22 protein-coding genes are annotated in these 24505 nt (G+C 69.3%); 15 read left to right on the top strand and 7 right to left on the bottom strand.

Annotation, left to right across the window (positions count from 1 at the left end):
* The first annotated feature begins 151 nt into the window (after positions 1-151).
* From G6N32_RS28145 to G6N32_RS28135, 3 genes are read left to right on the top strand one after another with little or no spacing between them, the layout of a single operon-like run.
* Complete coding sequence (locus G6N32_RS28145) at positions 152-1087, top strand: LpqN/LpqT family lipoprotein (RefSeq protein WP_115317932.1); 936 nt, start codon at positions 152-154, stop codon at positions 1085-1087.
* 23 nt (positions 1088-1110) lie between these two features.
* On the top strand, positions 1111-1452 hold the full coding sequence (locus tag G6N32_RS28140) for a hypothetical protein (RefSeq protein WP_115317933.1): 342 nt from the start codon (positions 1111-1113) through the stop codon (positions 1450-1452).
* 16 nt (positions 1453-1468) lie between these two features.
* Positions 1469-2455, top strand: a complete 987-nt coding sequence (locus G6N32_RS28135; protein ID WP_115317934.1) for a bile acid:sodium symporter family protein — start codon at positions 1469-1471, stop codon at positions 2453-2455.
* Here the strand turns inward: G6N32_RS28135 and G6N32_RS28130 are convergent.
* Complete coding sequence (locus G6N32_RS28130) at positions 2442-3047, bottom strand: YqgE/AlgH family protein (RefSeq protein WP_115317935.1); 606 nt, start codon at positions 3045-3047, stop codon at positions 2442-2444. The genes G6N32_RS28135 and G6N32_RS28130 overlap by 14 nt on opposite strands.
* 71 nt (positions 3048-3118) lie before the next feature.
* Here G6N32_RS28130 and G6N32_RS28125 point away from each other — a divergent pair, with 71 nt between their 5' ends.
* Genes G6N32_RS28125 through G6N32_RS28110 form a run of 4 tightly spaced genes read left to right on the top strand, consistent with a single transcriptional unit; the run spans position 3119 to position 8272 of the window.
* Positions 3119-4390 carry an MFS transporter gene (locus tag G6N32_RS28125; RefSeq protein WP_115317936.1) on the top strand — a complete coding sequence of 424 codons (1272 nt, stop codon included), beginning with the start codon at positions 3119-3121 and terminating at the stop codon, positions 4388-4390.
* Between the two features lie 25 nt (positions 4391-4415).
* Complete coding sequence (locus G6N32_RS28120; RefSeq protein WP_115317937.1) at positions 4416-5189, top strand: TIGR03084 family metal-binding protein; 774 nt, start codon at positions 4416-4418, stop codon at positions 5187-5189.
* A gap of 42 nt (positions 5190-5231) precedes the next feature.
* Entirely contained in the window at positions 5232-5807 is a 576-nt protein-coding gene (locus tag G6N32_RS28115) for a molybdopterin-dependent oxidoreductase (protein ID WP_115317938.1), read from the top strand.
* Positions 5804-8272 (top strand): putative bifunctional diguanylate cyclase/phosphodiesterase, encoded by a 2469-nt coding sequence (locus G6N32_RS28110; protein WP_115317939.1) that lies wholly within the window; start codon positions 5804-5806, stop codon positions 8270-8272. The genes G6N32_RS28115 and G6N32_RS28110 overlap by 4 nt, the downstream gene beginning before the upstream one ends.
* On the opposite strand, the gene G6N32_RS28105 is transcribed toward G6N32_RS28110, so the two are convergent.
* Entirely contained in the window at positions 8182-8694 is a 513-nt protein-coding gene (locus G6N32_RS28105) for a pullulanase (protein ID WP_115317940.1), read from the bottom strand. The two genes, G6N32_RS28110 and G6N32_RS28105, sit on opposite strands and share 91 nt — an antisense overlap.
* A gap of 7 nt (positions 8695-8701) precedes the next feature.
* Positions 8702-10162, bottom strand: coding sequence for a CCA tRNA nucleotidyltransferase (locus G6N32_RS28100; protein ID WP_115317941.1), 1461 nt, complete (start codon positions 10160-10162; stop codon positions 8702-8704).
* A gap of 71 nt (positions 10163-10233) precedes the next feature.
* Here G6N32_RS28100 and G6N32_RS28095 point away from each other — a divergent pair, with 71 nt between their 5' ends.
* The 8 genes from G6N32_RS28095 (at position 10234) to G6N32_RS28060 (ending at position 20903) form a co-directional block, all read left to right on the top strand.
* The gene (locus tag G6N32_RS28095) at positions 10234-11028 is read left to right on the top strand and encodes an NUDIX hydrolase (RefSeq protein ID WP_172507224.1); all 795 of its coding nucleotides are present in this window, start codon (positions 10234-10236) and stop codon (positions 11026-11028) included.
* A complete protein-coding gene (locus tag G6N32_RS28090) occupies positions 11025-13355 on the top strand; it encodes a DUF6049 family protein (RefSeq protein WP_115317942.1) in 2331 nt (776 codons plus the stop codon). Before G6N32_RS28095 ends, G6N32_RS28090 begins: the two co-directional genes overlap by 4 nt.
* Positions 13352-16906, top strand: coding sequence for a murein biosynthesis integral membrane protein MurJ (gene murJ / locus G6N32_RS28085; protein WP_115317943.1), 3555 nt, complete (start codon positions 13352-13354; stop codon positions 16904-16906). Before G6N32_RS28090 ends, murJ begins: the two co-directional genes overlap by 4 nt.
* Before the next feature lie 63 nt (positions 16907-16969).
* Entirely contained in the window at positions 16970-17533 is a 564-nt protein-coding gene (sigM, locus tag G6N32_RS28080; protein ID WP_115317944.1) for an RNA polymerase sigma factor SigM, read from the top strand.
* A 12-nt stretch (positions 17534-17545) separates the two neighbouring features.
* Positions 17546-18040, top strand: coding sequence for an RsmA family anti-sigma factor (locus G6N32_RS28075; protein ID WP_115317945.1), 495 nt, complete (start codon positions 17546-17548; stop codon positions 18038-18040).
* Between the two features lie 111 nt (positions 18041-18151).
* Positions 18152-19123: a thioredoxin-disulfide reductase gene (gene trxB, locus G6N32_RS28070; RefSeq protein ID WP_115317946.1), complete on the top strand. Its 972-nt coding sequence runs from the start codon at positions 18152-18154 to the stop codon at positions 19121-19123.
* Complete coding sequence (gene trxA / locus G6N32_RS28065; RefSeq protein ID WP_036342267.1) at positions 19120-19452, top strand: thioredoxin; 333 nt, start codon at positions 19120-19122, stop codon at positions 19450-19452. Before trxB ends, trxA begins: the two co-directional genes overlap by 4 nt.
* A 203-nt stretch (positions 19453-19655) precedes the next feature.
* Positions 19656-20903, top strand: a complete 1248-nt coding sequence (locus tag G6N32_RS28060) for an N-acetylmuramoyl-L-alanine amidase (protein ID WP_163789496.1) — start codon at positions 19656-19658, stop codon at positions 20901-20903.
* Here G6N32_RS28060 and G6N32_RS28055 read toward each other — a convergent pair whose 3' ends face one another.
* The 4 genes from G6N32_RS28055 to rsmG all read right to left on the bottom strand — a co-directional run bounded on the left by G6N32_RS28055 (position 20904) and on the right by rsmG (position 24481).
* Positions 20904-21632 carry an acetyltransferase gene (locus G6N32_RS28055; RefSeq protein WP_115317948.1) on the bottom strand — a complete coding sequence of 243 codons (729 nt, stop codon included), beginning with the start codon at positions 21630-21632 and terminating at the stop codon, positions 20904-20906.
* A gap of 228 nt (positions 21633-21860) precedes the next feature.
* Entirely contained in the window at positions 21861-22823 is a 963-nt protein-coding gene (locus G6N32_RS28050; protein WP_115318948.1) for a ParB/RepB/Spo0J family partition protein, read from the bottom strand.
* 12 nt (positions 22824-22835) lie between these two features.
* A complete protein-coding gene (locus G6N32_RS28045) occupies positions 22836-23777 on the bottom strand; it encodes a ParA family protein (protein ID WP_115317949.1) in 942 nt (313 codons plus the stop codon).
* Entirely contained in the window at positions 23774-24481 is a 708-nt protein-coding gene (rsmG, locus tag G6N32_RS28040) for a 16S rRNA (guanine(527)-N(7))-methyltransferase RsmG (RefSeq protein ID WP_115317950.1), read from the bottom strand. The genes G6N32_RS28045 and rsmG overlap by 4 nt, the downstream gene beginning before the upstream one ends.
* Between the last annotated feature and the right edge of the window lie 24 nt (positions 24482-24505).

Below are 24505 nucleotides of genomic sequence, written 5' to 3'. Positions count from 1 at the left end.
GCAACGGCCCGGTCTCGGATGGATTGCAGTGCGGTCGACGGTTGGTTCCAGGTCTGTTCCAGCCCTATCCGCCCCACCCGGCAGGCCGATACAGTCGGCCTCCTGACAAGGGGCCTCACCTGGCCCGACCGTGTCGAAAAGGACAGTTGCGATGATCACGAATGCCCGTAATTGGCGGGTGGTTGTAGGTGGGATGGCCGCCGGTACGGCCGCCGTCCTCGGTTTCACCGGCGCCAACGCGTCAGCGGATCCGGTCGTTCCCGTTCTGCCCGCGCCCGTCACCGTCACCCAGACCGTCACCGTCGCCCCCGAGGTCGCGGCCGCGAACGCGGTCCCCGCCGCCGCGCCCGCCGCGGCACCGGCCGCCGTCCCCCAGGTAGCCGCTGTTCCGCAGGTCGCCGCCCCGGCCGTCGCGCCGGCCGTGGCCGCACCGGAGACCCTGGCCCCCGCCGCGTCCGGCACCCTTGCCGACTTCTTCAAGGACAAGGGCGTCAAGATGGAGCCGCAGAAGGCCAGCGGCTTCACCGCGCTCAACCTGGTGCTGCCCATGCCGCGCGGCTGGACCGTCGTGCCCGATCCGAACGTCCCGGACGCGTTCACCGTCCTCGCCGACCGGCTCGGCGGCGACGGGCTGTACACCTCGAACGCGCAGCTGAAGGTCTACAAGCTGGTCGGCGACTTCGATCCGAAGGAAGCCATCACCCACGGCTATGTAGACAGCCAGCAGCTGTTCAACTGGCAGGCCACCGACGCCTCCCTGGCCGATTTCGGCGGCTTCCCGTCGTCGCTCATCGAGGGCACCTACCGCGAGAACGACATGACGTTGAACACCTCGCGCCGCCACGTCATCGCCCAGTCCGGCCCGGACCGCTATCTGGTCTCGCTGTACGTGACGACCGCCGCCAACCAGGTGGTCGCCACCGCGGACGCGACCGATGCCATCGTCAACGGCTTCCGGGTGGCGTCGCCGACCGCGGCGCCGGCCCCGGCTCCCGCGCCTGCTGCGGCACCGCTGGCCGATGCCTCGGCGCCGGCCCCTGCACCCGCTCCGGCCGTCCTTCCCGCGGTGCCCGCTCTGCCGCGCTGAACCCGGGCTCGTATTGTGGCCCCATGTTCATCGTCGGCCTGGTGTGCCTGGGAATGGCTGCCCTCGTCGGCGGCTCGGGCGCGTGGACGCTGACGCGGCCGCCCGGCACTGACGTCACTGCGCAGGTCATGCGGGCGGTCGCGCCGACCCAACTGGCCGCCGCCGTCATGCTGGCCGCGGGCGGGGCAGTCGCCCTGGCCGCACCCGCCCGCACCGGGCTGCTGGTCCTGATCGTGTGCGTGATCGGCGCTGTCGGAACGATCGGTGCCGGCTCCTGGCAAGGCGCCCGGTACGCCGCGCGGCGGGAAGCCCAGGCCGGCGGCTGCGCAGGGAGCTGCGCGAGCTGCACGCTGTCCTGCAAGTGAGTCGCTCGGCGACCTGATGGGGGCGCTGCGTCGGGGCTTCGGAGTCGATCCGTTCCTGCTGCTGCTCGTCGCGGTCGTGGTGCTGGCCACCGTGCTGCCCGCCCGCGGGGGCGCGGCCGACGCCCTGTCGCTGATCACCAAGATCGTCATCGCGCTGCTGTTCCTGCTGTACGGAACCCGGCTCTCACCGCAGCAGGCCTGGCACGGGGTGCGGCAGTGGAAGCTGCACCTGCTGGTGCTGGCCACCACGTTCGTGGTGTTCCCGCTGCTCGGGCTCGCGGCGCGCACGCTGGTCCCGTCGGTGCTGACCGACGATCTCTACACCGGCCTGCTGTTCCTGTGCCTGGTGCCCTCGACCGTGCAGTCCTCGATCGCGTTCACTTCGATGGCACGCGGGCACGTGTCGGCGGCGATCGTCAGTGCGTCGCTGTCGAACATCGTCGGGGTGTTTCTCACCCCGCTGCTCGTTCTGCTGCTGATGCCCCTGGGTGGGTCACCCCGGATCGACGCGTCCGCGGTGGGAGACATCGTGTTACAGCTGCTGGCCCCGTTCGCCGCCGGTCAGCTGCTGCGCCGGTGGCTGGCGCCGGTGGTGGCTCGCCATGCGGTGCTGACCAAGGTGGTCGACCGCGGCTCGATCCTGTTGATCGTCTACGCCGCGTTCTCGGTCGGGATGACCGAGCACATCTGGAGCAGCGTGCAGCCGTGGCGGGTGGTGGCGGTCGCCGCGGTCAGCGGGGTGTTACTCGCGGTGGTGCTTGCCTTCACCTGGATCACCGGCAGGCTGGCCCGGCTGGACCGCGCGGATGCGATCGTGCTGTTGTTCTGCGGGTCGAAGAAGAGCCTGGCCTCCGGGCTGCCCATGGCGCTGGTGTTGTTCCCGGCCGCCAGCGTGGGGTTGATCATGTTGCCGCTGATGCTGTTTCACCAGATCCAGCTCTTCGTCTGCGCGGTGATCGCCGCCCGGCTGGGCCGCGGCGCGACGACGGTCAGTTCCGGCTGACGTCGATCGGATGCGTCGCCAGCAGTGACAGCGGCAGCGGCTGACGGCGCAACACCCGCGACCACAAGTCCACCCGCTGCTCGACCAGCACATCGGAAGGCAACGCGGACAACACAATCCAGTCGTCGCGCTCGATCTCGCCCTCGAGCTGGCCGATGGTCCAGCCGGAGTAGCCGGCGAAGATCCGCACCCCCTCGACCGCCGGGGCGATCAGATCGGGGTCGGCGTCCAGGTCGATCATCACCATCCGGCCCGCGACATGGCGCAGACCCGGCATGCCCTGCGGGTCGGTACCCACCCGCAGCGTGCCCAGACACAGCGCGGCATCCCGCTTGACCGGCCCGCCGATGAACATCGTCTTCGGCTTGGCGGCCAGTTTCGACCACTGCGGCAACACGTTGTAGACGGCGGTCTCGCTGGGACGGTTGAGCACCACACCCAAAGTGCCGCCGTCGTTGTGCTCGACGACGTAGATCACGCTGCGCCGAAACGTCGGCTCCATGAGATCGGTGTTGGCCAGCAGCAACGTTCCCGGTCGCACGCGGTTCGCCGCAGGCGCGATGAAGTCTTCGGGGTCCTCAGACTGTGCCACCCCACCATCATGGCATCAGGTAGGTGTTGCTGTGGTAACGGGCGCGTGTGGATATTTGTACTGTTGGTCCGATGGTCGACGCCCGCGCACCCGGTTCGCTCTGGCGATCCGTGCGCAGCCTGCCCGAGTTCTGGCGGTTGCTCGAGCTGCGGACCGCCAGCCAGTTCGGTGACGGGCTGTTTCAGGCCGGGCTCGCCGGCGGGCTGTTGTTCAACCCGGAACGGGCGGCCGATCCGTGGGCGGTGGCAGGGGCGTTCGCGGTGCTGTTCCTGCCGTACTCGATCGTCGGACCGTTCGCCGGAGCCCTACTGGACCGCTGGGATCGCCGGGCGGTCCTGGTCGGGGCGAACCTGGCCCGGCTGCTGTTGGTCGTCGGCGTGGCGGTGCTGCTCGCCATCGGCGCCAGCGACCTGACCGTGCTGTGCGGCGCGCTGATCGTCAACGGGTTCAGCCGCTTCGTCACCTCAGGACTGTCGGCTGCGCTGCCGCACGTGGTGCCGCGCCAGTCGGTCGTGGTGATGAACTCTGTCGCCACCGCCACCGGGGCCACCGCCACGTTCCTCGGGGCGAACTTCATGCTCTTGCCGCGCTGGCTGTTCGGCTCCGGTGACGCCGGCGCGGCCACCATCATGCTGATGGTGGCGGTACCGATCGCAGTCGCGTTCGTGCTGTCCCTGCGCTTTCCGCGGCACGTCCTCGGGCCTGACGACACCGCCCGCGCCGTGCACGGTTCGGTGTTCTACGCCGTCACCACCGGGTGGATCTACGGCGCACGCACAGTGCTGAGCACACCAACCGTCGCGGCGACGCTGTCCGGCCTCGCCAGCCACCGGATGGTGTTCGGCATCAACACCTTGCTGGTGCTGGTCATCGTGCGGCACAGCGACACCCAGGCCGTCGCTGGTTTGGGCACCGCCGTCATCTTCGTCGCGGCCACCGGCGGCGGCGCCTTCCTGGCCAACGTGCTGACCCCGATGTCGATCAAGCGGTGGGGCCGGTATGCGACCGCCAACGGGGCGTTGGTGTGTGCGGCGGTCATTCAGCTGGCCGGGGCCACCCTGCAGTTGGTGGTCATGATCGTGTGCGGGTTCCTGCTCGGGCTGGCCGGCCAGATCGTCAAGCTGTGCGCCGACACCGCCATGCAGATCGACGTCGACGACGCGCTGCGCGGACATGTGTTCGCCGTACAGGATTCGTTGTTCTGGGTGTCGTTCATCGCCGCCATCACGGTTGCCGCCGCGGTGGTCCCGGCCGACGGTCACTCGGCGGTCTTGGCGTTGACCGGCACGGTGGTCTATCTGGTCGGCCTTGCCGTGCACAGCGCGGTCGGCCGCCGCGCCTGAGTGAGGCTGGGGCTAGGTTCGATCCATGGCAGCCGCGGACCCGATCATCGACGACCTGCGCGACGAAAGCGACGCCCTCGACGCCCTCGTCGCGCCGCTGGATCCGTCCGGGTGGGCGCTGTCCACGCCGGCACCCGGCTGGACCATCGCCCATCAGATCGCGCATCTGCTGTGGACCGATCGGGCGTCGCTGCTGTCGATCACCGACGAGCCCGCGTTCGGTGCATTGCTCGCGGCGGCGCAGGCCGACCCGACGGGCTTTGTCGACAAGGCCGCCGAAGAGCTCGCGCTCACCCCTCCCGATCAACTGCTGGCGCAGTGGCGAGCCACCCGCACTCAGCTGCACGCCGCGCTGCGCGGGGTGGCCGACGGCCGCAAGCTGGTCTGGTTCGGGCCGCCGATGAGCGCGCCGTCGATGGCCACCGCCCGGCTGATGGAGACCTGGGCGCACGGCCTGGACGTGGCCGACGGCCTCGGTGTCGCGGTCGCGGCGTCCGCCCGGCTGAAGTCGATCGCCCACCTCGGTGTGCGGACCCGCGACTTCGCGTTCACCGTGCACGGGCTCACCCCGCCGGCCGAGCCGTTCCGCGTCGAACTGACGGCTCCCGACGGGAGCTGCTGGGCGTGGGGACCCGAGGACGCGGCCCAACGCGTGACCGGCTCGGCACTCGACTTCTGCTATCTGGTCACCCAGCGCAGGCCGAGCCGCGAGCTCGACGTCGTCGCCGAAGGAGCCGATGCCACAAGGTGGCTCGGCATCGCGCAGGCCTTCGCCGGGCCGCCCGGCCAGGGACGCTGACGTACCGACCGATCGTTGCTTTGGGCAGTATCATCGCCCTTCATGCGCAACCGCCTCCTGGCCGCCATCGCGGCGGGGACGGTCGGCATTGCGGTAGGCGGGTGTACGACCGGCCCCACCCCCAACCACCCCTCCTCGGCCGCAGCGCACTCGGAGTCCGGGCAGGGCCGCAACCCCTACACCGCCGGGACCGTCGATCCGCCCGCTCCGAACGCACCGGTGCTCACCGTGACCGGCGGGACGACCCCGCTGTCGCTGACCATCGACCAGCTGAATGCGATGGGCCACGCGACGATCTCGATCGACGAGCCCTTCGTCAACAAGCGCGAGACCTACAGCGGTGTGCCGCTGGCCATCGTGCTCGCCAAAGCCGGGATCTCCGATACCGCAACGATCGACACCGACGCGATCGACCACTACCACTACGTCAGCGTCGTCAAACCGATGGTCGACTCGCAGGCCCTGATAGCCACCGAACGTGACGGCGCGCCCATTCCCTACGACCAGGGCGGGCCCATCCGGATCGTGTTCCCCGACCGCTCCCCGCTGTCGTCGGTGCTCGAAGCCTGGAACTGGAGCCTCACGTCGATCACGGTGAAGCACCCGGGCGGCCCGTGATCACCGACCGCTGGCTCACCCCGCCCGGCCCTCGGCTGACCCTCAACCGCGGCCAGCAGATCGTGGCGACCGTGTTGGTGCTGCTTCTCATCGCGCTGGTCGCGATCGGCTTTCAGTCCTCGGCCGATCAGAACGCGTACAGCCAACACAGCGCCCGCAGCGAAGCCGCGGCCACCAACACGTTCTTCACCGTCCGCGACTCGCTCACCTACATCGATCGCGCGCAGCAGTATCTGCTCGGCGTCGTTCCCCGGCGCGAGGTCCAGCTGTCCAGGGCGATGCTGGCTCAGCGTCTGCGGGTGATCGCGGCCGACGGTGTCAGCGCCGCCGACAGCACCGGACCCGACTATCGCGCGGCGCTGGCCGCACTGGACGCCGTCGTCGCCAAAGCACCACCCGGTCTGCTCCCCGTCGGGCAACGCGACCGTTGGGCCGGCACCATCCTGCCGCGCGCGGAGGCCCTCTTCGAGCGGGCGCACGAGCTGGCCGCCGACAACCAGGTCGAACAGCACCGGATGGATCGCCTCGCCGAGCGAAATCTGCTGCGCGGGCGCGTGGTCCAGCTGGCCATGCTGATCGCCGCGCTGGTGCTGGCGGCGATTCTGCTGTGGTGGGTCGCAGCCAACGTGGTACGCCAATACCGAAGCGCCCGCAAAGCTTTCGACGACGAGCGAGAAGTTCTGCGCCAGACCGAGTTTCGACTCGACCGCGTTTCGGCGCTGGAACGCGGCCAAGCGCAGATCCTGGAACGCATCGCCACTGCAGGCCCGGTGTCGTCAGTCCTGCGCCACATCGTGCAGCTGGCCGCCGACGTCTCCGGGGCGCCGGCCGTCCGACTGTCGATCGGCAGGCGAACGGTCATCTACCCGCCGGGCGCCGACGTGTCGGGCACGCCGGCGTGGTCCGGTGTCGTCACCGACAACGTCGACGGGTCAGGGACGCTCCAGGTGTTCGGCGACGCGGAAGCCCTCGACGAACTCGCCCACACCGCCTTGGTGCGGTGCCGGGACCTGGCGGTGCTGTCGCTCGAACGTGATGCGTCCGCGCGCCGGCTGTCCTATCAAGCCAGCCACGACGCCCTCACCGGCTTGGCCAACCGCAGCCTGCTGCTCACGCGGCTGTCGAAAAGCCTGCTGTTGTCCCGCCGCCGCGGAACGCCGCTGGCGCTGCTGTTCTGCGATCTGGACCGCTTCAAGATGGTCAACGACTCGATCGGACATGCCGGCGGCGACCAGCTGCTGATCGAAGCGGCGCGGCGGTTGTCGGCCACCGTGCGCGAAAGCGACACCGTGGCACGGCTGGGCGGCGACGAATTCGTGGTGCTCTGCCCGGAGCTGCCCGACCGCGCCCAGGCTCTCGCACTGGCCGAGCGGATCCGCGCCGCACTCAGCGTGCCGTACACCATCGACGGCAAGGAAGCGTTCGTCGACGTCTCCATCGGCATCACCTTCGCCGACGAATCCACCGTCTCCGGTCACGAGCTGATGCGGGAAGCCGACGTGGCGATGTACCGGGCCAAGCTCACCGACGGCCACCACATCAATGTCTTCGACTCCACCCTTGAAGCCGAGGTCGCCCAGCGCCTGGACCTGGACGCCGCACTGCGGCACGCCGTGGAGCGCGGCGAGCTTCGGGTCTCCGCCCAACCGATCGTCGTGCTCGACACCGGAGTGATCACCGGCTTCGAGATGTTGCTGCAGTGGCACCGGCCCGGACTGCCCGTCCTGTATCCCGGTGCGTTCATCCCGCTGGCCGAGGACAACGGGCTGATCGTCGACATCGGCCGCTGGGTGCTGCGCGAAACCATCCAGACCCTTGCGCAGTGGCGCGCCGACGGGCTGGCGCTGGACCTGACCATGTCGGTCAACGTGTCACCCCGCCAGGTGCGGGAAGCCGGCTTCGCCGAAGAGGTGCTGCAGATGCTGGCGGCGGCCGGGTTGCCGCCCGAGACACTCATGATCGAACTCACCGAACACGCACTCGTCGACCTGCGGGTCGCCCATCCGACCCTGGCCCGGCTGCGCGAGGCCGGCGTCAAGGTGTCCCTCGACGATTTCGGCACGGGCTATTCGTCGCTGACCCAGCTGCGCACACTGCCCGTCGATCAGATCAAGCTCGACCGCTCGTTCGCCGCCGCACTGGACGAGGGCGACGACAAACAACGCGCCGTGGTGCAGTCGGTGGTCGCCCTCGCAAGCGCACTGTCGCTGGACCTTGTGGTGGAAGGCATCGAGACTGTCGCCGAGCGCGACACCCTGCTGGATCTCGGTGCCGACAAGGGGCAGGGCTTCCTCTATCACCACCCCGTGCTGTGGGATGCCGCCCGAGAGCTGCTCGAGTCGGGCGGGGTGTGCACAGTGCCGTCGGACGGCGGCTACACCGGACTGGCGTCGTCGGAGAGTCCGTCGCCATCGGAGTCGACGAGTGTGACGTCCCAGCGGCCATCCCCGTCGGTGTCGACGTAACCGGTGTCGAACCCGCCGTCGGGTCCGCTGCGCAGCGCCCGATCGGCCAGCCCGTCGCGGTCGACGTCCAGCAGCCGGTCCGGGCGCCCATCCCGGTCGACGTCGATCGGTCCGTCGGCGGTGTGCTCGACGCCGTCGAGGCCGAACCAGCGCAGCGGGCCCGCCGGTCCCGCCGGAGTCATCGCCCACGTCCCCGACCCGTCGTCGGTGAACACGTGCTCCGCGGCCCCGTCCCCGAGGTCGAAGGCAGCATGGTCGGCCAGGCCGTCGTCGTCGAAATCGGCCAGCGCATCGTCGAAGGCACCGTCGCCGTCGAGGTCCAGGCGCAGCCCGTCGAGCTCGCCGTCACCGTCGACGTCCACCTCGGGATGACCGCTGAACATCGCCGCGGTGCCGTCCCCGTGTCCCAGGCAGTAGTCCATACCTACCTCAGACGCCGGGCTGGTCCTCCGGGTTCCGTTCGTTCCACCACGCCAACAGTGCGGCCACGGCCTCGTCGTGCTCGAGCGGGCCGCGGTCCAGGCGCAGCTCCTTGAGGAACGACCAGGCCTGCCCCACCTGTGGGCCGGGCGGGATGTCGAGCAACCGCATGATCTCGTTGCCGTCCAGGTCCGGGCGTACCCGTTGCAGATCTTCCTTGGCGGCCAGCTCGGCGATCCGCGCCTCGAGCTCGTCGTAGTTGGCCTGCAGCCGCGCCGCGCGCCGCTTGTTCCGGGTGGTGCAGTCGGCGCGGACCAGCTTGTGCAGCCTGGGCAGCAGCGGCCCGGCGTCGGCCACGTAGCGACGCACCGCCGAGTCCGTCCACTTGCCTTCGCCGTAGCCGTGGAACCGCAGATGCAGATACACCAGCTGCGACACGTCGTCGACCATCTGCTTGGAGTACTTGAGCGCGCGCATCCGCTTGCGGACCATCTTGGCCCCGACCACCTCGTGGTGATGGAAGCTCACGCCGCCGTCGGATTCGTGGCGGCGGGTCGCCGGCTTGCCGATGTCGTGAAGCAGCGCCGCCCAGCGCAACACCAGATCCCGCTGGTCCGGCTCTTCGAGAGCCATCGCCTGTCGCAGCACGGTCAGCGAATGCTGATACACATCCTTGTGCTGATGATGTTCGTCGATGGCCATCTGCATGCCACCGATCTCGGGCAACACCACTTCGCCCATCCCGGTCTGCACCATGAGGTCGATACCGGCGACCGGATCCTCGCCGAGCAGCATCTTGTCCAATTCGACGGCCACCCGCTCGACCGTGATCCGCCCGAGTTCCGGCGCCATCTCCACGATCGCGCGACGGACCCGATCCGAGACGCCGAAGCGCAGCTGGGAGACGAAGCGCGCCGCCCGCAGCATGCGCAGCGGGTCATCGCCGAACGACACCTCGGGCGCCGCCGGGGTGTCCAGGATCCGCTGCCGCAACGCGGTCAGGCCGCCCAGGGGGTCGATGAAGTCGCCCGGTCCGTCGGCGGTGATGCGCACCGCCATCGCGTTGACCGTGAAGTCGCGGCGCACCAGATCGTCCTCGAGCCGGTCGCCGTAGCGCACCTGGGGGTTGCGGGACACCTGGTCGTAGCTGTCGGCGCGGAAGGTGGTGATCTCCAGCCGCTCGCCGTGCTTGCCGACACCGACCGTGCCGAACTCGATGCCGGTATCCCACAGCGCGTCGGCCCACGGCCGCACGATCCGCTGAACAACCTCCGGCCGCGCGTCGGTGGTGAAGTCGAGGTCCGGGTTCAGCCGGCCGAGGACGGCGTCGCGCACACTGCCGCCGACCAGGTAGAGCTCGTGGCCGGCGGCGTCGAACAGTGCACCGACTTCGCGCAACAACGCACCTTGCCGATTGAGCGCGACGAGCGCCCGGGCGAGCAGTTCGACGTCGTGGGTGGCTTCGGACACGTGGCAGAAGCCTAGTCGTGTACCGGCGAGTGCGGTCGGGACACCATCCCGTGCCAGCTACTATCGCTTGGGTGTCGGACGGCGAACAGGCCAAACCACGACGACGCCGAGGGCGTCGCCGCGGCCGTCGCGCGGCCGGTCCGGCAAATCCCATCGCAGCGGAGGCCGGCGGCACCGAAACCCCGGACGCCACCACCGGATCCCCCGCCGTCGACGGCAGCAACGGTCAGCCCCGGCCGGGCAAACCGGGCCGCCCCCGCAGGGCGCCCGCGCGGCTGCGCACCGTCCACGAAACCTCGGCGGGCGGACTCGTCATCGACGGCATCGACGGGCCGCCCGAAGCTCAGGTGGCCGCCCTCATCGGGCGGGTCGACCGGCGCGGCCGGATGCTGTGGTCGCTGCCCAAGGGCCACATCGAACAAGGTGAGACCGCCGAGGAAACCGCGATCCGCGAAGTCGCCGAGGAAACCGGTATCCGCGGGCAGGTCCTGGCCGCGCTCGGCAGCATCGACTACTGGTTCGTCACCGAAGGCCGCCGCGTCCACAAGACGGTGCACCACTACCTCATGCAGTTCTCCGGCGGTGAATTGTGCGACGAAGACGTCGAAGTCACCGAAGTGGCGTGGGTCCCGGTCGGTGAACTACCCAAACGGCTGGCCTACGCCGACGAACGTCGCCTGGCCGAAGTTGCCGGCGAACTGATCCAACTGCTGCAGTCCGACGGCGTCGCCGCGCTGCCGCCGCTGCCGCGCACCACACCTCGCCGGCGTCCCCAGACTCATTCACACACCCGCAACCGTCGCTCGGACGATTCAGGACCGCGTCAATCCGGCCCGCGGACGAACGGCTGCGGACCGGGAACGTGACCACGCCGAGGCGGGTCGGCAAGCTGCCCCGGATCGTGCTGGTCCTTGGTTTCCTTGCCTTGCTCGCGATGCCAACGACCGCGCCGGCTGCCGCCGGCGAGCCCGGGTCGGCGCCCTTCCTGCAAGTGCGGGTGGACAGCGTCACCCCGGATCTGATCACCACCACCAGCGAGCCGACCGTCACCGTCACCGGGACCGTCACCAACGTCGGCGACCGCCCGGTGCGCGACGTCGTCGCCCGCCTCGAACACGCTCCCGCGGTGACCTCCTCGGCGGGGCTGCGCACCAATCTCGGCGGCGCCAACGACCAGTTCCAGCCCGTCGGCGAATTCACCGCCATCTCACCCGAAATGCAGCGTGGCCAGGCGGTCGGATTCACCTTCAGCTACCCGCTGCGCTCGCGCACCGCGCCGTCGCTGGGCGTCGAACAGCCCGGGGTGTACCCGCTGCTGGTCAACATCAACGGCACCCCGGACTACGGCGACGCCGCCCGCCTCGACGACGCCCGCTTCCTGCTGCCGGTGCTGGGGGTGCCACCCGATCCGGCCAGCACCTCGGCGGACGCCCTGACCGACGTCGTCCCTCCGGACACCACCAAACCTGTCGCGGTGACCATGCTGTGGCCGCTCGCCGACAAGCCGAGGCTGGCCCCCGGGGTGCCGGGCGGCAGCACACCGGTGCGGCTGATGAACGACGACCTGGCCGTGTCGCTGGCCGCCGGTGGCCGGCTGGACTCGCTGCTGGCGGCCGTCGATTTCGCCACCAGCCCCCCGGTGGATCCCGGCGGGGACACCGCGCGTGCCCTGTGCCTGGCGATCGACCCGGACCTGCTCGTCACCGTCAACGCGATGACCACCGGCTACGTCGTCGCCGACTCCCCCGACGGGCTCGGTGCCGCCTCCCACCCCGGCACCGGACAGGCCGCCGCGGTGGCCTGGCTGGACAAGTTGCGCGCGCTGGCCAAACGGATGTGCGTCACCTCGACGCCCTACGCGCAGGCCGACCTCGGTGCGCTGCAACGGGTCGGGGACGCCGGGCTCGACGCCGCGGCGACCGTCAGCGCAAGCGACATCATCGACCAAATCCTGGGCATCGCCTCGTTGCGCGGCGCGACGGTCCTGGGCGACGGCCCGCTGACGCCCGCCGCGGTCGGCCTGCTCGACGGCCAAGGCCCGACGGTCGCGATCGCGGCCGCCAACTGCTCGGCGCAGGACTCCTCAACCGGCGAGCCGATGATCGCCGACGTGACCCCGCGCCGGGTGTCACCGCAAGTGGTGGTGGCGCCGTTCGACCCGGCCGTCGGCGCCGCGCTCGCCGGGGTCGGCACCGACCCCGACCTGCCCACCTATCTCGACACGTCGCTGGACGTTCCACTCGACCACGACTCGATGGTCGCGCGGCGTCAGGACGCGATCGCGTCCATGCTCTGGCGGTCGTTGCAGCCGAGCGCCGAGCCGCGCCAGCAGATTCTCCTTCCCCCGCTGAAGTGGAGCCCGCAACCCAGTGATGCGCAGTCGATGCTGACCGCGCTGGCCACCACGATCCGCTCGGGATTGGCGTTCGCCCGACCGCTGGGCGACGTGATCACCGAAGCGGGGCAAGCAGGTCCGGGTTCCGGCCCTGACCTGTCGCGCGACACCCGAGGCGGCTTCGACGACGACGTCATCTCCACGATCGCCGGGCAGACCGGCCGGCTGTGGGGGCTGACCGCGGCGCTCACCACCGATCCGCGCACCGGGCTGACCGGGCCGCAGTACACCGCACCGCTGCGCGAGGACATGCTGCGCGCCCTGAGTCAGACCGAACCGCCCGATGAGCGCAACGACCTCGCCCGGCGCAGGCTGGGTGCCGTCGGCACCACGATCAACGACCTGTTCGGCGCGGTCACGATCGTCAACCCCGGCGGTTCGTACACGCTGGCCACCGAGCACAGCCCGTTGCCGCTGGCGGTGCGCAACGACCTTGCCGTCCCGATCCGGGTCCGCCTGCAGGTCGACGCCCCGCCCGGGATGACGGTCACCGACCTCGGCGAGCAGGAGATCCCGCCGGGATACCTGCCGCTACGGGTCCCCATCGAGGTGCACTTCACCCAGCGGGTCGCCGTCGACGTCACCCTGCGCACCCCCGACGGGCTGCAGCTCGGTGAGCCGGTGCGCCTGTCGGTGCACTCCAACGCCTACGGCAAGGTGCTCTTCGCGATCACGCTGATCGGTGGCACCGTGCTGGCGGTCCTCGTCGGGCGCCGGCTTTACCACCGATTCCGCGGCCAGCCCGACCCGGCCGACCTGGACCGCCCGCGCCGGGCCTGGCCTGAAGGCCGCGAATGACGCCGCCGCCCCGCAGGCCGGTCGCCTATGTCCGGCCCGGTCCCCGCACCCGCGCGGTGCGCGCCGAGCTGTCCGACGCCGCGGTGGTGTCGCGGTCCTGGGGCATGGCGCTGGCCACCCTGGTCAGCCGCATCACCGGGTTCATCCGAATCGTGCTGCTGGCCGCGATCCTCGGCGCGGCACTGTCGAGTGCGTTCACCGTCGCCAACCAGCTGCCGAATCTGATCGCGGCACTCGTGCTGGAAGCCACCTTCACCGCGATCTTCGTCCCGGTACTGGCCCGCGCCGAGCGCGACGACGCCGATGGTGGCGAAGCGTTCGTGCGACGGCTGGTCACGCTGGCCACCACGCTGCTGCTGGTCGCCACCATCCTGTCGGTGGCAGCGGGCCCGCTGCTCGTGCGGCTCATGCTCGGCCAGGACCCGCAAGTCAACCAGCCGCTGACCACCGCGTTCGCGTATCTGCTGCTGCCCCAAGTCATCTTCTACGGACTGTCGTCGGTGTTCATGGCAATCCTGAACAACCGCAACGTGTTCGGGCCGCCGGCGTGGGCTCCGGTGGTCAACAACGTGGTCGCGATCGCCACGCTGGGGTTGTATCTCATTGTCCCGGGCCAGCTCTCGGTCGATCCGGTGCAGATGGGCAACGCCAAGCTGCTGGTGCTGGGCATCGGAACGACGTTGGGCGTGGTAGCGCAGACCATGGTGCTGCTGGTCGCGATCCGCGCCGAGCGGATCAGCCTGCGCCCGCTGTGGGGTGTCGACGATCGGCTCAAACGGTTCGGCGCGATGGCCGGCGCCATGGTGCTCTACGTCCTGATCAGCCAGATCGGTCTGGTGGTCGTCAACCAGATCGCCAGTACCGCGGCCGCCTCCGGCCCGGCGATCTACAACTACACCTGGCTGGTGCTGATGCTGCCGTTCGGCATCATCGGCGTCACCGTCCTGACGGTGGTGATGCCGCGGCTGAGCCGCAACGCTGCCGCCGACGACACCCCCGCCGTGCTCGCCGACCTGTCGCTGGCGACGCGGCTGACGATGGTGACGCTGATCCCGATCGTCGCGTTCATGACCGTCGGCGGTCCGGCGATGGGCAGTGCACTGTTCGCCTACGGCAAGTTCGGCGAGGTCGACGCCAACTACCTCGGTGTGGCGATCAGCCTGTCGGCATTCACCCTGATCCCGTACGCGGTGGTGCTGCTGCAGCTGCGGGTGTTCTATGCCCGCGAACAACCGTGGACACCGATCCTGATCATCATCACGATCACGGTCGTCAAGATCGCGGCATCAGTGGTGGCCCCGCACCTGACCGATGACAAGGAACTCGTCGCCGGCTACCTGGGCCTGGCCAACGGACTGGGCTTCCTGGCCGGCGCCATCCTGGGTTACGTACTGCTGCAGCGGGCACTCAAACCGCCGCGCGGCACCCTGCTCGACCTCGCCGTGGTCCGCACGATCCTGGTCACCACCGCCGCATCACTGCTGGCCGGGCTGATCGCCTACGTCATCGACAGGCTGCTCGGGCTCAAGGTGCTGACCGAACACGGCGGCGGCGCGGGGTCGCTGCTGCGGCTGCTGGTGCTCGGGGTGATCATGCTGCCGATCCTGGCCGCGGTGATGCTCGCCGCCCGGGTTCCCGACGCGGTGGCCGCGTGGGGTGCGGTGAAGCGCCGCATCGCCCGCACCCCACCGCAGACCGTCACTTCACTCGCTGCGCTCGACCGGCCGCAGGTCCCGAGGCAGTTCCCGTACCCTGAGCACAGCAATTCGTACGGAGCCGCGGGCTCGACGGGGAAAGGACCGGAGGTGAACGACCAACCCTCGGGCAATCCTCCCGCCGAGCCGATCGGAGACGCCACCACGAAGATCCCGCGCCAGGCCGCGGACGACTTCCAGCCCGATGTGGCACCCGAGGTGCACGTCGGCGCCGTCGCGCCCTCGACGGACAGAAGCGAAGCGACCCGGGGATATGACGTGGTCCCGCCCAAGCAGCCCAACGCCGACTTCGCCGGCGATCCGACCCGTGAGCCGCTCGGCTTCGAGTCCCCCCGGGAACCGGCGATGGAATCCAGCGCCGCCGACGAGGACACCAACCTGATTCCCGGGGCGAGCATCGCCGGCGGACGTTACCGGCTACTGGTCTCGCACGGCGGCCCGCCCGGGCTGCAGTTCTGGCAGGCCCTCGACACCGCGCTGGACCGGCAGGTGGCACTCACGTTCGTCGACCCCGAGCGCACCATGACCGACGAGCAGGTGCAGGAAATCCTTTCCCGCACACTCAAACTCAGCCAGATCGAACGGCCGGGCATCGCGCGGGTCCTCGACGTCGCCAACACCGGCGCCGGTGGTCTGGTCGTTTCGGAGTGGATTCGCGGCGGCTCACTGAAGGAAGTCGCCGACACCTCGCCATCGCCGATCGGCGGAGCGCGCGCTGTTCAGTCGCTGGCCGCGGCGGCCGACGCAGCGCACGGCGCCGGCGTCGCGCTGTCGATCGACCACCCCAGCCGGGTGCGGGTCAGCATCGAAGGCGATGTCGCGCTGGCATTCCCGGCGACGATGCCCGGCGCCACCCCTGAGGACGACATCCGCGGTATCGGCGCCGCCCTGTACGCCTTGCTGGTCGACCGGTGGCCGCTGCCGGAAGACGGCGTGCCGAGTGGGCTGGAGCCCGCCGAGACCGACCCGGCCGGTGAGCCACTCGAACCGCGAGCGATCGACGGTGCCATCCCGTTCCAGATTTCCGCGGCCGCAGCGCGTTCGGTGCAAGCTGGCGGTGGAATTCGCTCGGCCCCAACGCTTTTGAACCTGTTGCAGCAAGCCACCGCAACAGCCGACCGCACCGATCTGATCGAACCCGTCGATCCTGTCGGCCCGTCCGCAGCTCTGCCTGCCGAACCGGCGGATGCCGAAGCCCAGGCTCGTCGCAGGCGCAATCTGCTGATCGGCGTCGGTGTGGGAGCCGGAATCCTGGTGATCGCGCTCATCGTGCTGGCCTCGGTGCTCAGCAGTATCTTCGGCGACGTCGGCGGTGGGCTCAAGGGCGACCAGCTCGGGCTGAACCCCTCGACGTCGCAGACCACCGACAACAACGCGGCCAGCGGAAGCACCGTCAAACCCGTTAAGGTGACCGTCTTTTCACCGGGCGGTGGCGCCGACAATCCGGACAAGGCCGAGCTTGCCGTCACCGGCGGTCCCGGCACCGGTTGGTCCACCGACACCTACACCGACCCGAATCCGTTCCCCAACTTCAAGAACGGCGTCGGCCTGCTGCTGCAACTGCCCCAGCCGACCACGGTCGGAAGCGTGTCGCTGACGGTGCCCAGTACCGGTACCCAGGTCCAGATCCGCTCCGCGTCGTCGGCCAACCCCACCACCCTGGACGACACCACCGTGCTGACCCAGCCCACCGCATTGCAGCCGGGCGCCAACACAATTCAGGTCAACGCGAAGGAGCCGACCACCTACCTGGTGGTGTGGATCTCCACAATGGGCACCACCGACGGCAAGAACAAGACCGAGATCTCCGGGCTGACGGTCAAGGCCGCGTCGTAATTCCCTAACAGCCCGGCCCCCGGGTGAAGTGCCCGCGGACGGCGGGAAACCTACTGTCCGGCCATGCTCAGCTTCCTCGGCCCGGCCGTCGTCCGCAGCGATGCCCAGCTGCTCGCCGCCCATGTCGCCGGCGACCGCTACGCCTTCGAGGAGCTGCTGGCCCGCCACCACCGCAAGCTCTACCAGCTGGCGCGCCGCAGAACCCGCAGTCCGGAGGACGCCGCTGACGTCATCCAGGACGCGATGCTGGCCGCCCACCGCGGCGCCCCGGCGTTTCGCCACGACGCGGCGGTCGGCAGTTGGCTGCACCGCATCGTGATCAATGCCTGCCTGGACCGGGTGCGCCGTGGTGCGGCACAGCCGCCCACCGCGCCACTGGTCGACGAGCATGGCGTCGGCGACCGCACCGCCGAGGTCGACACCGTGCTGGTGGTGCGCCGCGCCTTGATGCGCCTGCCTGCCGACCAACGGGCAGCCGTGCTGACCGTCGACATGCATGGATACTCGGTGGCTGACGCGGCCGCACTCCTGGGCGTCGCTGAGGGCACCGTGAAGAGCCGCTGCGCGCGGGGGCGGGCTCGGCTGACGGGCCTGCTGCGCCCGGACGGCGCGGCCGCACACGGCTGACACACTGGTCGGGTGGAGCCCACGCACACCGTCACCCCGGCGTCCGACGGCCCCGCAGCCCACGCGCGGCGCCCGGCCGCGCGGACCGGCCGGCTGGTGGCCGCCGGCATCGGCGCGGTGGCCGTGCTCGCCGCGGTCGGCCTCGGGATCGCGTCGCAGCTGAAATCCGGCGGCCCCGCCGCCAGCACCCTGACCAGTGCCAGCATGATCACCGTCACCCCGAGAATGCCGATCAGCAGCCGGGAGCTCAACGCGCTGATCGCCCGCGGCCCGGACTTCGGCCCGCTGGCCGATCCGAAGCGCCGGGCCGCGTGCCTGAGCGCGCTCGGCTATTCCGGATCGGTGCAGGTCCTGGGCGCCGAGCAGGTACAGGTCGACGGCAAGCCCGCCGTCGTGCTGGTGCTGCCCGGCGACCAGCCCGATGTGATCGTGGGCGTCGCCGTGGCCGCCTGGTGCAGCTCGGTGGACACCGGGCTGATCGCTGACACGACCGTGCGCCGCCCATAGTGCACGGCGGGGAACAGCGCGGCCTACCCTGTTGTTTGACCAGGTGCCCACAAGGCAGCCAACGCGCAGGCTCCTCGCCTGCAGCCTGGCACCCGACGCAGAAAGGCTGGTATGAGCGCCAACCCAGTTCATGACGTCATCGTCATCGGATCAGGCCCCGCCGGCTACACCGCGGCCATCTACACCGCCCGCGCGCAGCTGCAGCCCCTGGTCTTCGAGGGCACGTCCTTCGGCGGCGCCTTGATGACCACCACCGAGGTGGAGAACTTCCCCGGCTTCCGTTCGGGCATCACCGGCCCGGAGTTGATGGACGAGATGCGCGAGCAGGCCCTGCGCTTCGGCGCCGACCTGCGGATGGAGGACGTCGAATCCGTCGACCTGGACGGACCGGTCAAGAAGGTGGTGACCGGCGACGGCGAAACCCACCTGGCCCGGTCGGTCATCCTTGCGATGGGTGCCGCGGCCCGCTACCTCGGCGTCCCGGGCGAACAAGAGCTGCTCGGCCGCGGCGTCAGTGCCTGCGCAACCTGTGACGGCTTCTTCTTCAAGGAGCAGGACATCGCGGTCATCGGTGGCGGCGACTCGGCCATGGAAGAGGCGACGTTCCTGACCCGGTTCGCGCGCAGTGTCACCCTGGTGCACCGCCGCGACGAGTTCCGCGCCTCCAAGATCATGCTGGAACGCGCCCGCGAGAACGAGAAGATCACGTTCCTGACCAACACCGCGGTCGACGCGGTCGAGGGTGACACCACGGTATCCGGGCTGCGCGTTCACAACGTCCTCACCGGCGAAGCGTCCACCTTGCCGGTGACCGGTGTATTCGTCGCGATCGGCCACGATCCCCGCTCTGAGCTGGTCCGCGGCTCGGTCGAACTCGACCCCGAGGGCTACGTCCTGGTTCGCGGTCGGACCACCGCCACCTCGATCGACGGCGTGTTTGCCGCCGGCGACCTCGTCGATCACACCTACCGGCAGGCCATCACGGCGGCCGGGATGGGCTGTTCGGCCGCGATCGACGCCGAACGCTGGCTGGCCGATGCCGACGACACTGCAACCACCGAGATGATTGGAGCACACCAATGAGCGAAGGCGGCGCGACCGTAACGGTCTCCGACGACTCCTTCTCCCAGGACGTCTTGTCCAGCAATACCCCTGTGCTGGTTGACTTTTGGGCCACCTGGTGCGGTCCGTGCCGGATGGTCGCCCCTGTGCTCGAGGAGATCGCCACCGAGAAGGCCGGCGCTCTGACGGTGGCCAAGCTCGATGTCGACGCCAACCCGGCGACGGCCCGCGACTTCCAGGTGGTCTCCATCCCGACCCTGATCCTGTTCAAGGACGGTCAGCCGGTGAAGCGGATCGTAGGCGCCAAGGGCAAGGCGGCGCTGCTGCGGGAGATCGCCGACGTCGTCTGACCGAGGCGGACCAACTTCTTGCTCCTCCCCCGGTCTGAGGCTGGGGCGGCCTTATCGCCGCATGCCTGAGACGATTCCGTTACCGGCGGCCTCGCCTGCCGTTTTCCGGAATGCGGTGAGGTTCTGAGAGAATGCTCCCTAGCCTGTGTGCAATCGTCAGCCCTGGCGATACTGAGCTGACAACGGCGATCGAAGGGCCCTGTATGTCGAGTCTTCGCCACGGTGCTGGGGGCGATGCCTCCTCGCACCGGAGCGGTCGTGATGACGTGTTGCGCCGCGGTGACCGCAGCAACGCCGTCGTCGAGATCCGCGAAGCGCTCTCCGCGCTCGGCTTGGTCGACAATCCCGACGCGGACCTCACCACCGGCAAGCGGGTGGCGGTCGACGTGTTCGACGCCGACCTCGACCACGCGGTGCGGGCGTTTCAGCAGCGCCGCGGTCTGCTGGTCGACGGGATCGTCGGCGAGGCCACCTACCGCGCACTGAAGGAAGCCTCCTACCGGCTGGGGGCCCGCACCCTGCTGCACCAGTTCGGCGCCCCGATGTACGGCGACGACGTCGCGACGCTGCAGGCCAAACTGCAGGAACTCGGCTTCTACACCGCCTTGGTGGACGGCTACTTCGGCTTGCAGACCCACAACGGGCTGATGTCCTATCAGCGCGAGTACGGCTTGTCCGCCGACGGCATCTGCGGCCCGGAAACGTTGCGCTCCTTGGACTTTCTCGGCTCGCGCGTCACGGGCGGCTCGCTGCACGCCATCCGCGAGGAGGAGCAGGTCCGCCGCTCGGGACCCCGGCTGTCCGGCAAGCGGATCATCATCGACCCGGGCCGCGGCGGTTCCGACCACGGCCTGATCACCCAGGGACCGGACGGCCCGATCAGCGAAGCAGACATCCTGTGGGACTTGGCAAGTCGGCTCGAAGGCCGGATGACCGCGATCGGCATGGAGACCTTTCTGTCCCGGCCGTCCAACCACAGCCCGACCGACGCCGAACGGGCCGCCACCGCGAACACCGTCGGCGCCGATCTGATGATCAGCCTGCGCTGTGAAACCCAGGCCAGCCCGTCGGCCAACGGCGTGGCGTCGTTCTACTTCGGCAGCTCGCACGGCTCGGTGTCCACGATCGGTCGCAACCTGGCCGACTTCATCCAACGAGAAGTTGTGGCGCGCACCGGATTACGCGACTGCCGGACCCACGGCCGGACCTGGGATCTTCTTCGGCTCACCCGGATGCCGACGGTCCAGGTCGACGTCGGTTACATCACCAACCCGCAGGACCGGTCGATGCTGGTGACCACTCACGCCCGTGATGCGATCGCCGAAGGCATCCTGGCCGCCGTCAAGCGGCTCTACCTCCTTGGCAAGAATGACCGTCCCACGGGCACTTTCACATTCGCCGAGCTGCTCGCACACGAGCTGTCGGTCGAACAGGCCCGGCCGGCTTTCTAACTAGCCGCGGACCTCCGCGCCGGCGCCGACCGGCTGTTGCAGCTGCGCACTTTCCAGCAGCCGCTCCAATGCGGCCTCGACTTCGGCCTTCCAGCCCAACCCCTTGTCCAGCTCGAGCCGCAGCCGCGGGAAGTACCGATGCGGGGCGACGACAGTGAAGCCGGCGTCGAGCAGCAAGTCGGAGCTGATCATGCACTGGTCGAAGGAGCAGTCCCCAAGCACTTCCACGGCCGGTCGCAGCTCGGGGTCGACGGCGTCGAGGTCGAGTAGCTCGGTGGCGTCGGCAGTGCGGCCGAACGCCTCGAGGGCTCGCACGCCGCGCCGAACGAGTTCATTGACCACCTGGCTGATCAACGCCTGGGGCAGTCCGTCGGTCTGCCCCGCCTCAATTCCGATTGACGTCAGCAGAACGGCGTCCGCGCTGACCGGCCCGGTCGGGAAGAACTGCGCTCGCGGCACCGCCCGGGGTGGGGCGTACAGCACATAGCCGAGACACGGCTGCTCGTCGGCGGACGTCGATCCGTCGGCAGGTGTCGCGCTGGCCACCTGACCACACGACCCCCACTCCAGCATGACCATCGACAGCCAGGCTTCCTTCTCGAACTCGGGATCCGGAAGGTAGTCACCACCGAGCGTTGCGGGATCGACTTCCCAGAACACACATCGGCGCGCGTGCTTGGGTAGTTGCTCGAAGCCCTCGAGCCGAAGCGGCGTGATGCGGACGGACACTAACCTCCCCGGCTTTCCTGCGGTGCGGATACGCGCAACAGCCCCTCCAGAATAGGAGAGGCGGCCGGGGGCGTGCCAGTGATGGCGTAGCTACCAAGGCCGGCTCTCGACGGGAGCGGAATTCGTTGGCGCACTGTGCGATTCCTCGCTGGATCAATTCGGCAGCGAACGCGGACCGGAGTTGGCGTCACTGTGACGGAACTGGCTGGTGTCGTCGTACCTGGAATTTCAGCCCGCAGGCCGGTTCATCATGTCCACGATGCGCTGCAAATCGTCCACCGAGCCGAACTCGACGACGATCTTGCCCTTCCGCTTGCCTAGGCTCACCGTCACCCGGGTGTCGTAGGTACTCGACAGCCGTTCGGCGACATCCTGGAGCCCGGGCATCTGGATCGGCTTGCGTCGCGGCGCCGGCGGAGTCTTGGTGTCGGACCGGTTCGCCAGTGTGACGGCCTCCTCGGTCGCACGCACGGACAATCCCTCCGCGACGATCCGCGCGGCGAGCTCCTCTTGAGCCTCGGCACCCGCCTCGAGCGCGAGCAGTGCGCGTGCGTGCCCCGCCGACAACACACCGGCTGCCACCCGGCGCTGGACAGCGATCGGCAGGCGCAGCAGCCGGATCATGTTGGTGATCACCGGACGGGACCGGCCGATGCGCGCGGCGAGTTCGTCGTGGGTGACGTCGAACTCGTCAAGCAACTGCTGGTAGGCCGCCGCCTCTTCCAGAGGATTGAGTTGAGCGCGGTGGATGTTCTCCAGCAGTGCGTCGCGCAACAGATTGTCGTCCGTGGTCTCTCGGACAATTGCCGGAATGGTGGCGAGGCCGGCCTCCTGCGCCGCCCGCCAACGCCGCTCCCCCATCACCAGTTGGTAGCGCGCCGGTGCTCCCGTGGCTTCCGATAGCGCCCGCACCACGATCGGCTGCATGAGCCCGAACTCGCGGATCGAGTGCACCAGTTCGGCCAATGCCTCCTCGTCGAAAACCTGGCGGGGCTGGCGGGGATTCGGCTCGATAGCCAGCGGATCGATCTCGCGGTAGACCGCCCCGACGCTGTCCACGTCCAGCGGCGCTCCCCCGCCGATCACCACGTCGGCGGCAGCAGCACCGAGGCGCGGCCCACCGTCGGCCGGTCCGGTCGGGATCAGTGAGGCCAAGCCGCGGCCCAGGCCGCCCTTGCTCTTCGATGACATGTGCGCCTCCACCTATGCCCGGGTAGCCCGCTGCGCGAGCTCTTTACTTGCGTCGAGATAGCTCATCGCACCCCGCGAACCGGGATCGTAATCGATGATCGTCATGCTGTACCCGGGTGCTTCCGACACTTTGACGCTACGGGGAATGACGGTCGTGAGTACCTTGTCGCCGAAATAGTTGCGCACCTCGGAGGCGACCTGGTCGGCCAGTTTGGTACGACCATCGTGCATCGTGAGGATGACGGTCGAGACGGTCAGCTGCGGGTTGAGGTGTGCCCGGACCATCTCGATGTTCCTCATCAACTGTGAGACACCCTCCAGGGCGTAGTACTCGCACTGGATCGGGATCAACACCTCGGGCGCCGCGACGAGAGCGTTGATGGTGAGCAGCCCGAGCGAGGGTGGGCAGTCGATGAAGACGTAGTCGAAGTCCGAGTCGTCGAGCGCAGCCAGCGCGTTCCGAAGCCGGTTCTCTCGCGCCACCATGCTGACGAGTTCGATCTCGGCGCCCGCGAGATCGATCGTCGCCGGCACGCAGAACAACCGCGGGCTGTGCGGGCTCTGCCGGATGGCCGCTTGTAGCGGGATCTCGCCGAGGAGCACTTCGTAAGACGACGGGGTGCCCGATTGCCGATCCGCGATGCCGAGCGCGGTACTCGCGTTGCCCTGCGGATCGAGATCGACGACCAGCGTCTTCAATCCCTGGACAGCGAGAGCGGCCGCCAGGTTGACCGCCGTTGTCGTCTTACCGACCCCGCCCTTCTGATTGGCAACGGTGAACACGCGCCGCCGCCCGGGGCGCGGCAGCTGTCCGGCCGCGGTGTGAAGGACCTGCATCGCGCGTTGCGCCGCGGCACCGATCGGGGTCTCGAAGTCGTCCGGCGGATTCCATGTTTCACGTGAAACATCGGCGCCCGCGGTCCCGGAGGGATCCGGGTTCGATGGGACGGTCATGATCCCCTTTTCTCCGATGCTCGCGTGGACTTCTTCTTCCCGACTGGCGCTCGCTCCCCCCGCACCGCGATCACCACGGTCGCGGGAGGATCCGAATAGCTCTCGCCACATCTCACCACCCTCACATCGGTTGCGCCCAACGACGCCATCCCGCGCCGTCCCTCGACAACTTCCTCTTCGGCACGCTCGCCCTTCATCGCCAGCATGCGCCCACCGGGTCGCAGCAGCGGAAGGCTCCACCGCGTCAACTTGTCGAGCGACGCCACCGCCCGAGACACCACCACGTCCGCACCACAGGCCCGGGTCCGGACATCCGGCTCTTCTGCCCTGCCGCGGATGATCTCGATGGGCAACCCCAGTGCGGCCACCGACTCCTCGAGGAAGTCCGTCCGGCGCAGCATCGGCTCGATCAATGTCACCCGGATGTCGGGCCGCGCGATCGCGATGGGCAGCCCCGGCAGACCGCCGCCGCTCCCGATATCGAGAACCCGGGCGTCTGGCTCGATGAGCTCGGCGACCGCAGCGCTGTTGAGGATGTGGCGCTCCCACAACCGCTCGACTTCCCTCGGACCGATCAACCCGCGCTCGACGCCGGGGCCCGCGAGCAGATCCGCGTAGCGCTGGGCCAGCTTCACCCGATCGCCGAAGACAGCCTCGGCCGCCGACGGAGGCGGGGGCGCAGTGCCATGTTTCACGTGAAACATCCTCCGGTCATAGTGGCGTCCGGG

It is taken from the genome of Mycolicibacterium aichiense (assembly GCF_010726245.1).
Lineage (GTDB): Bacteria > Actinomycetota > Actinomycetes > Mycobacteriales > Mycobacteriaceae > Mycobacterium > Mycobacterium aichiense.
The sequence above is the reverse complement of the archived record's forward strand: the minus strand, read 5'-3'. Positions and strand labels throughout refer to the sequence as shown.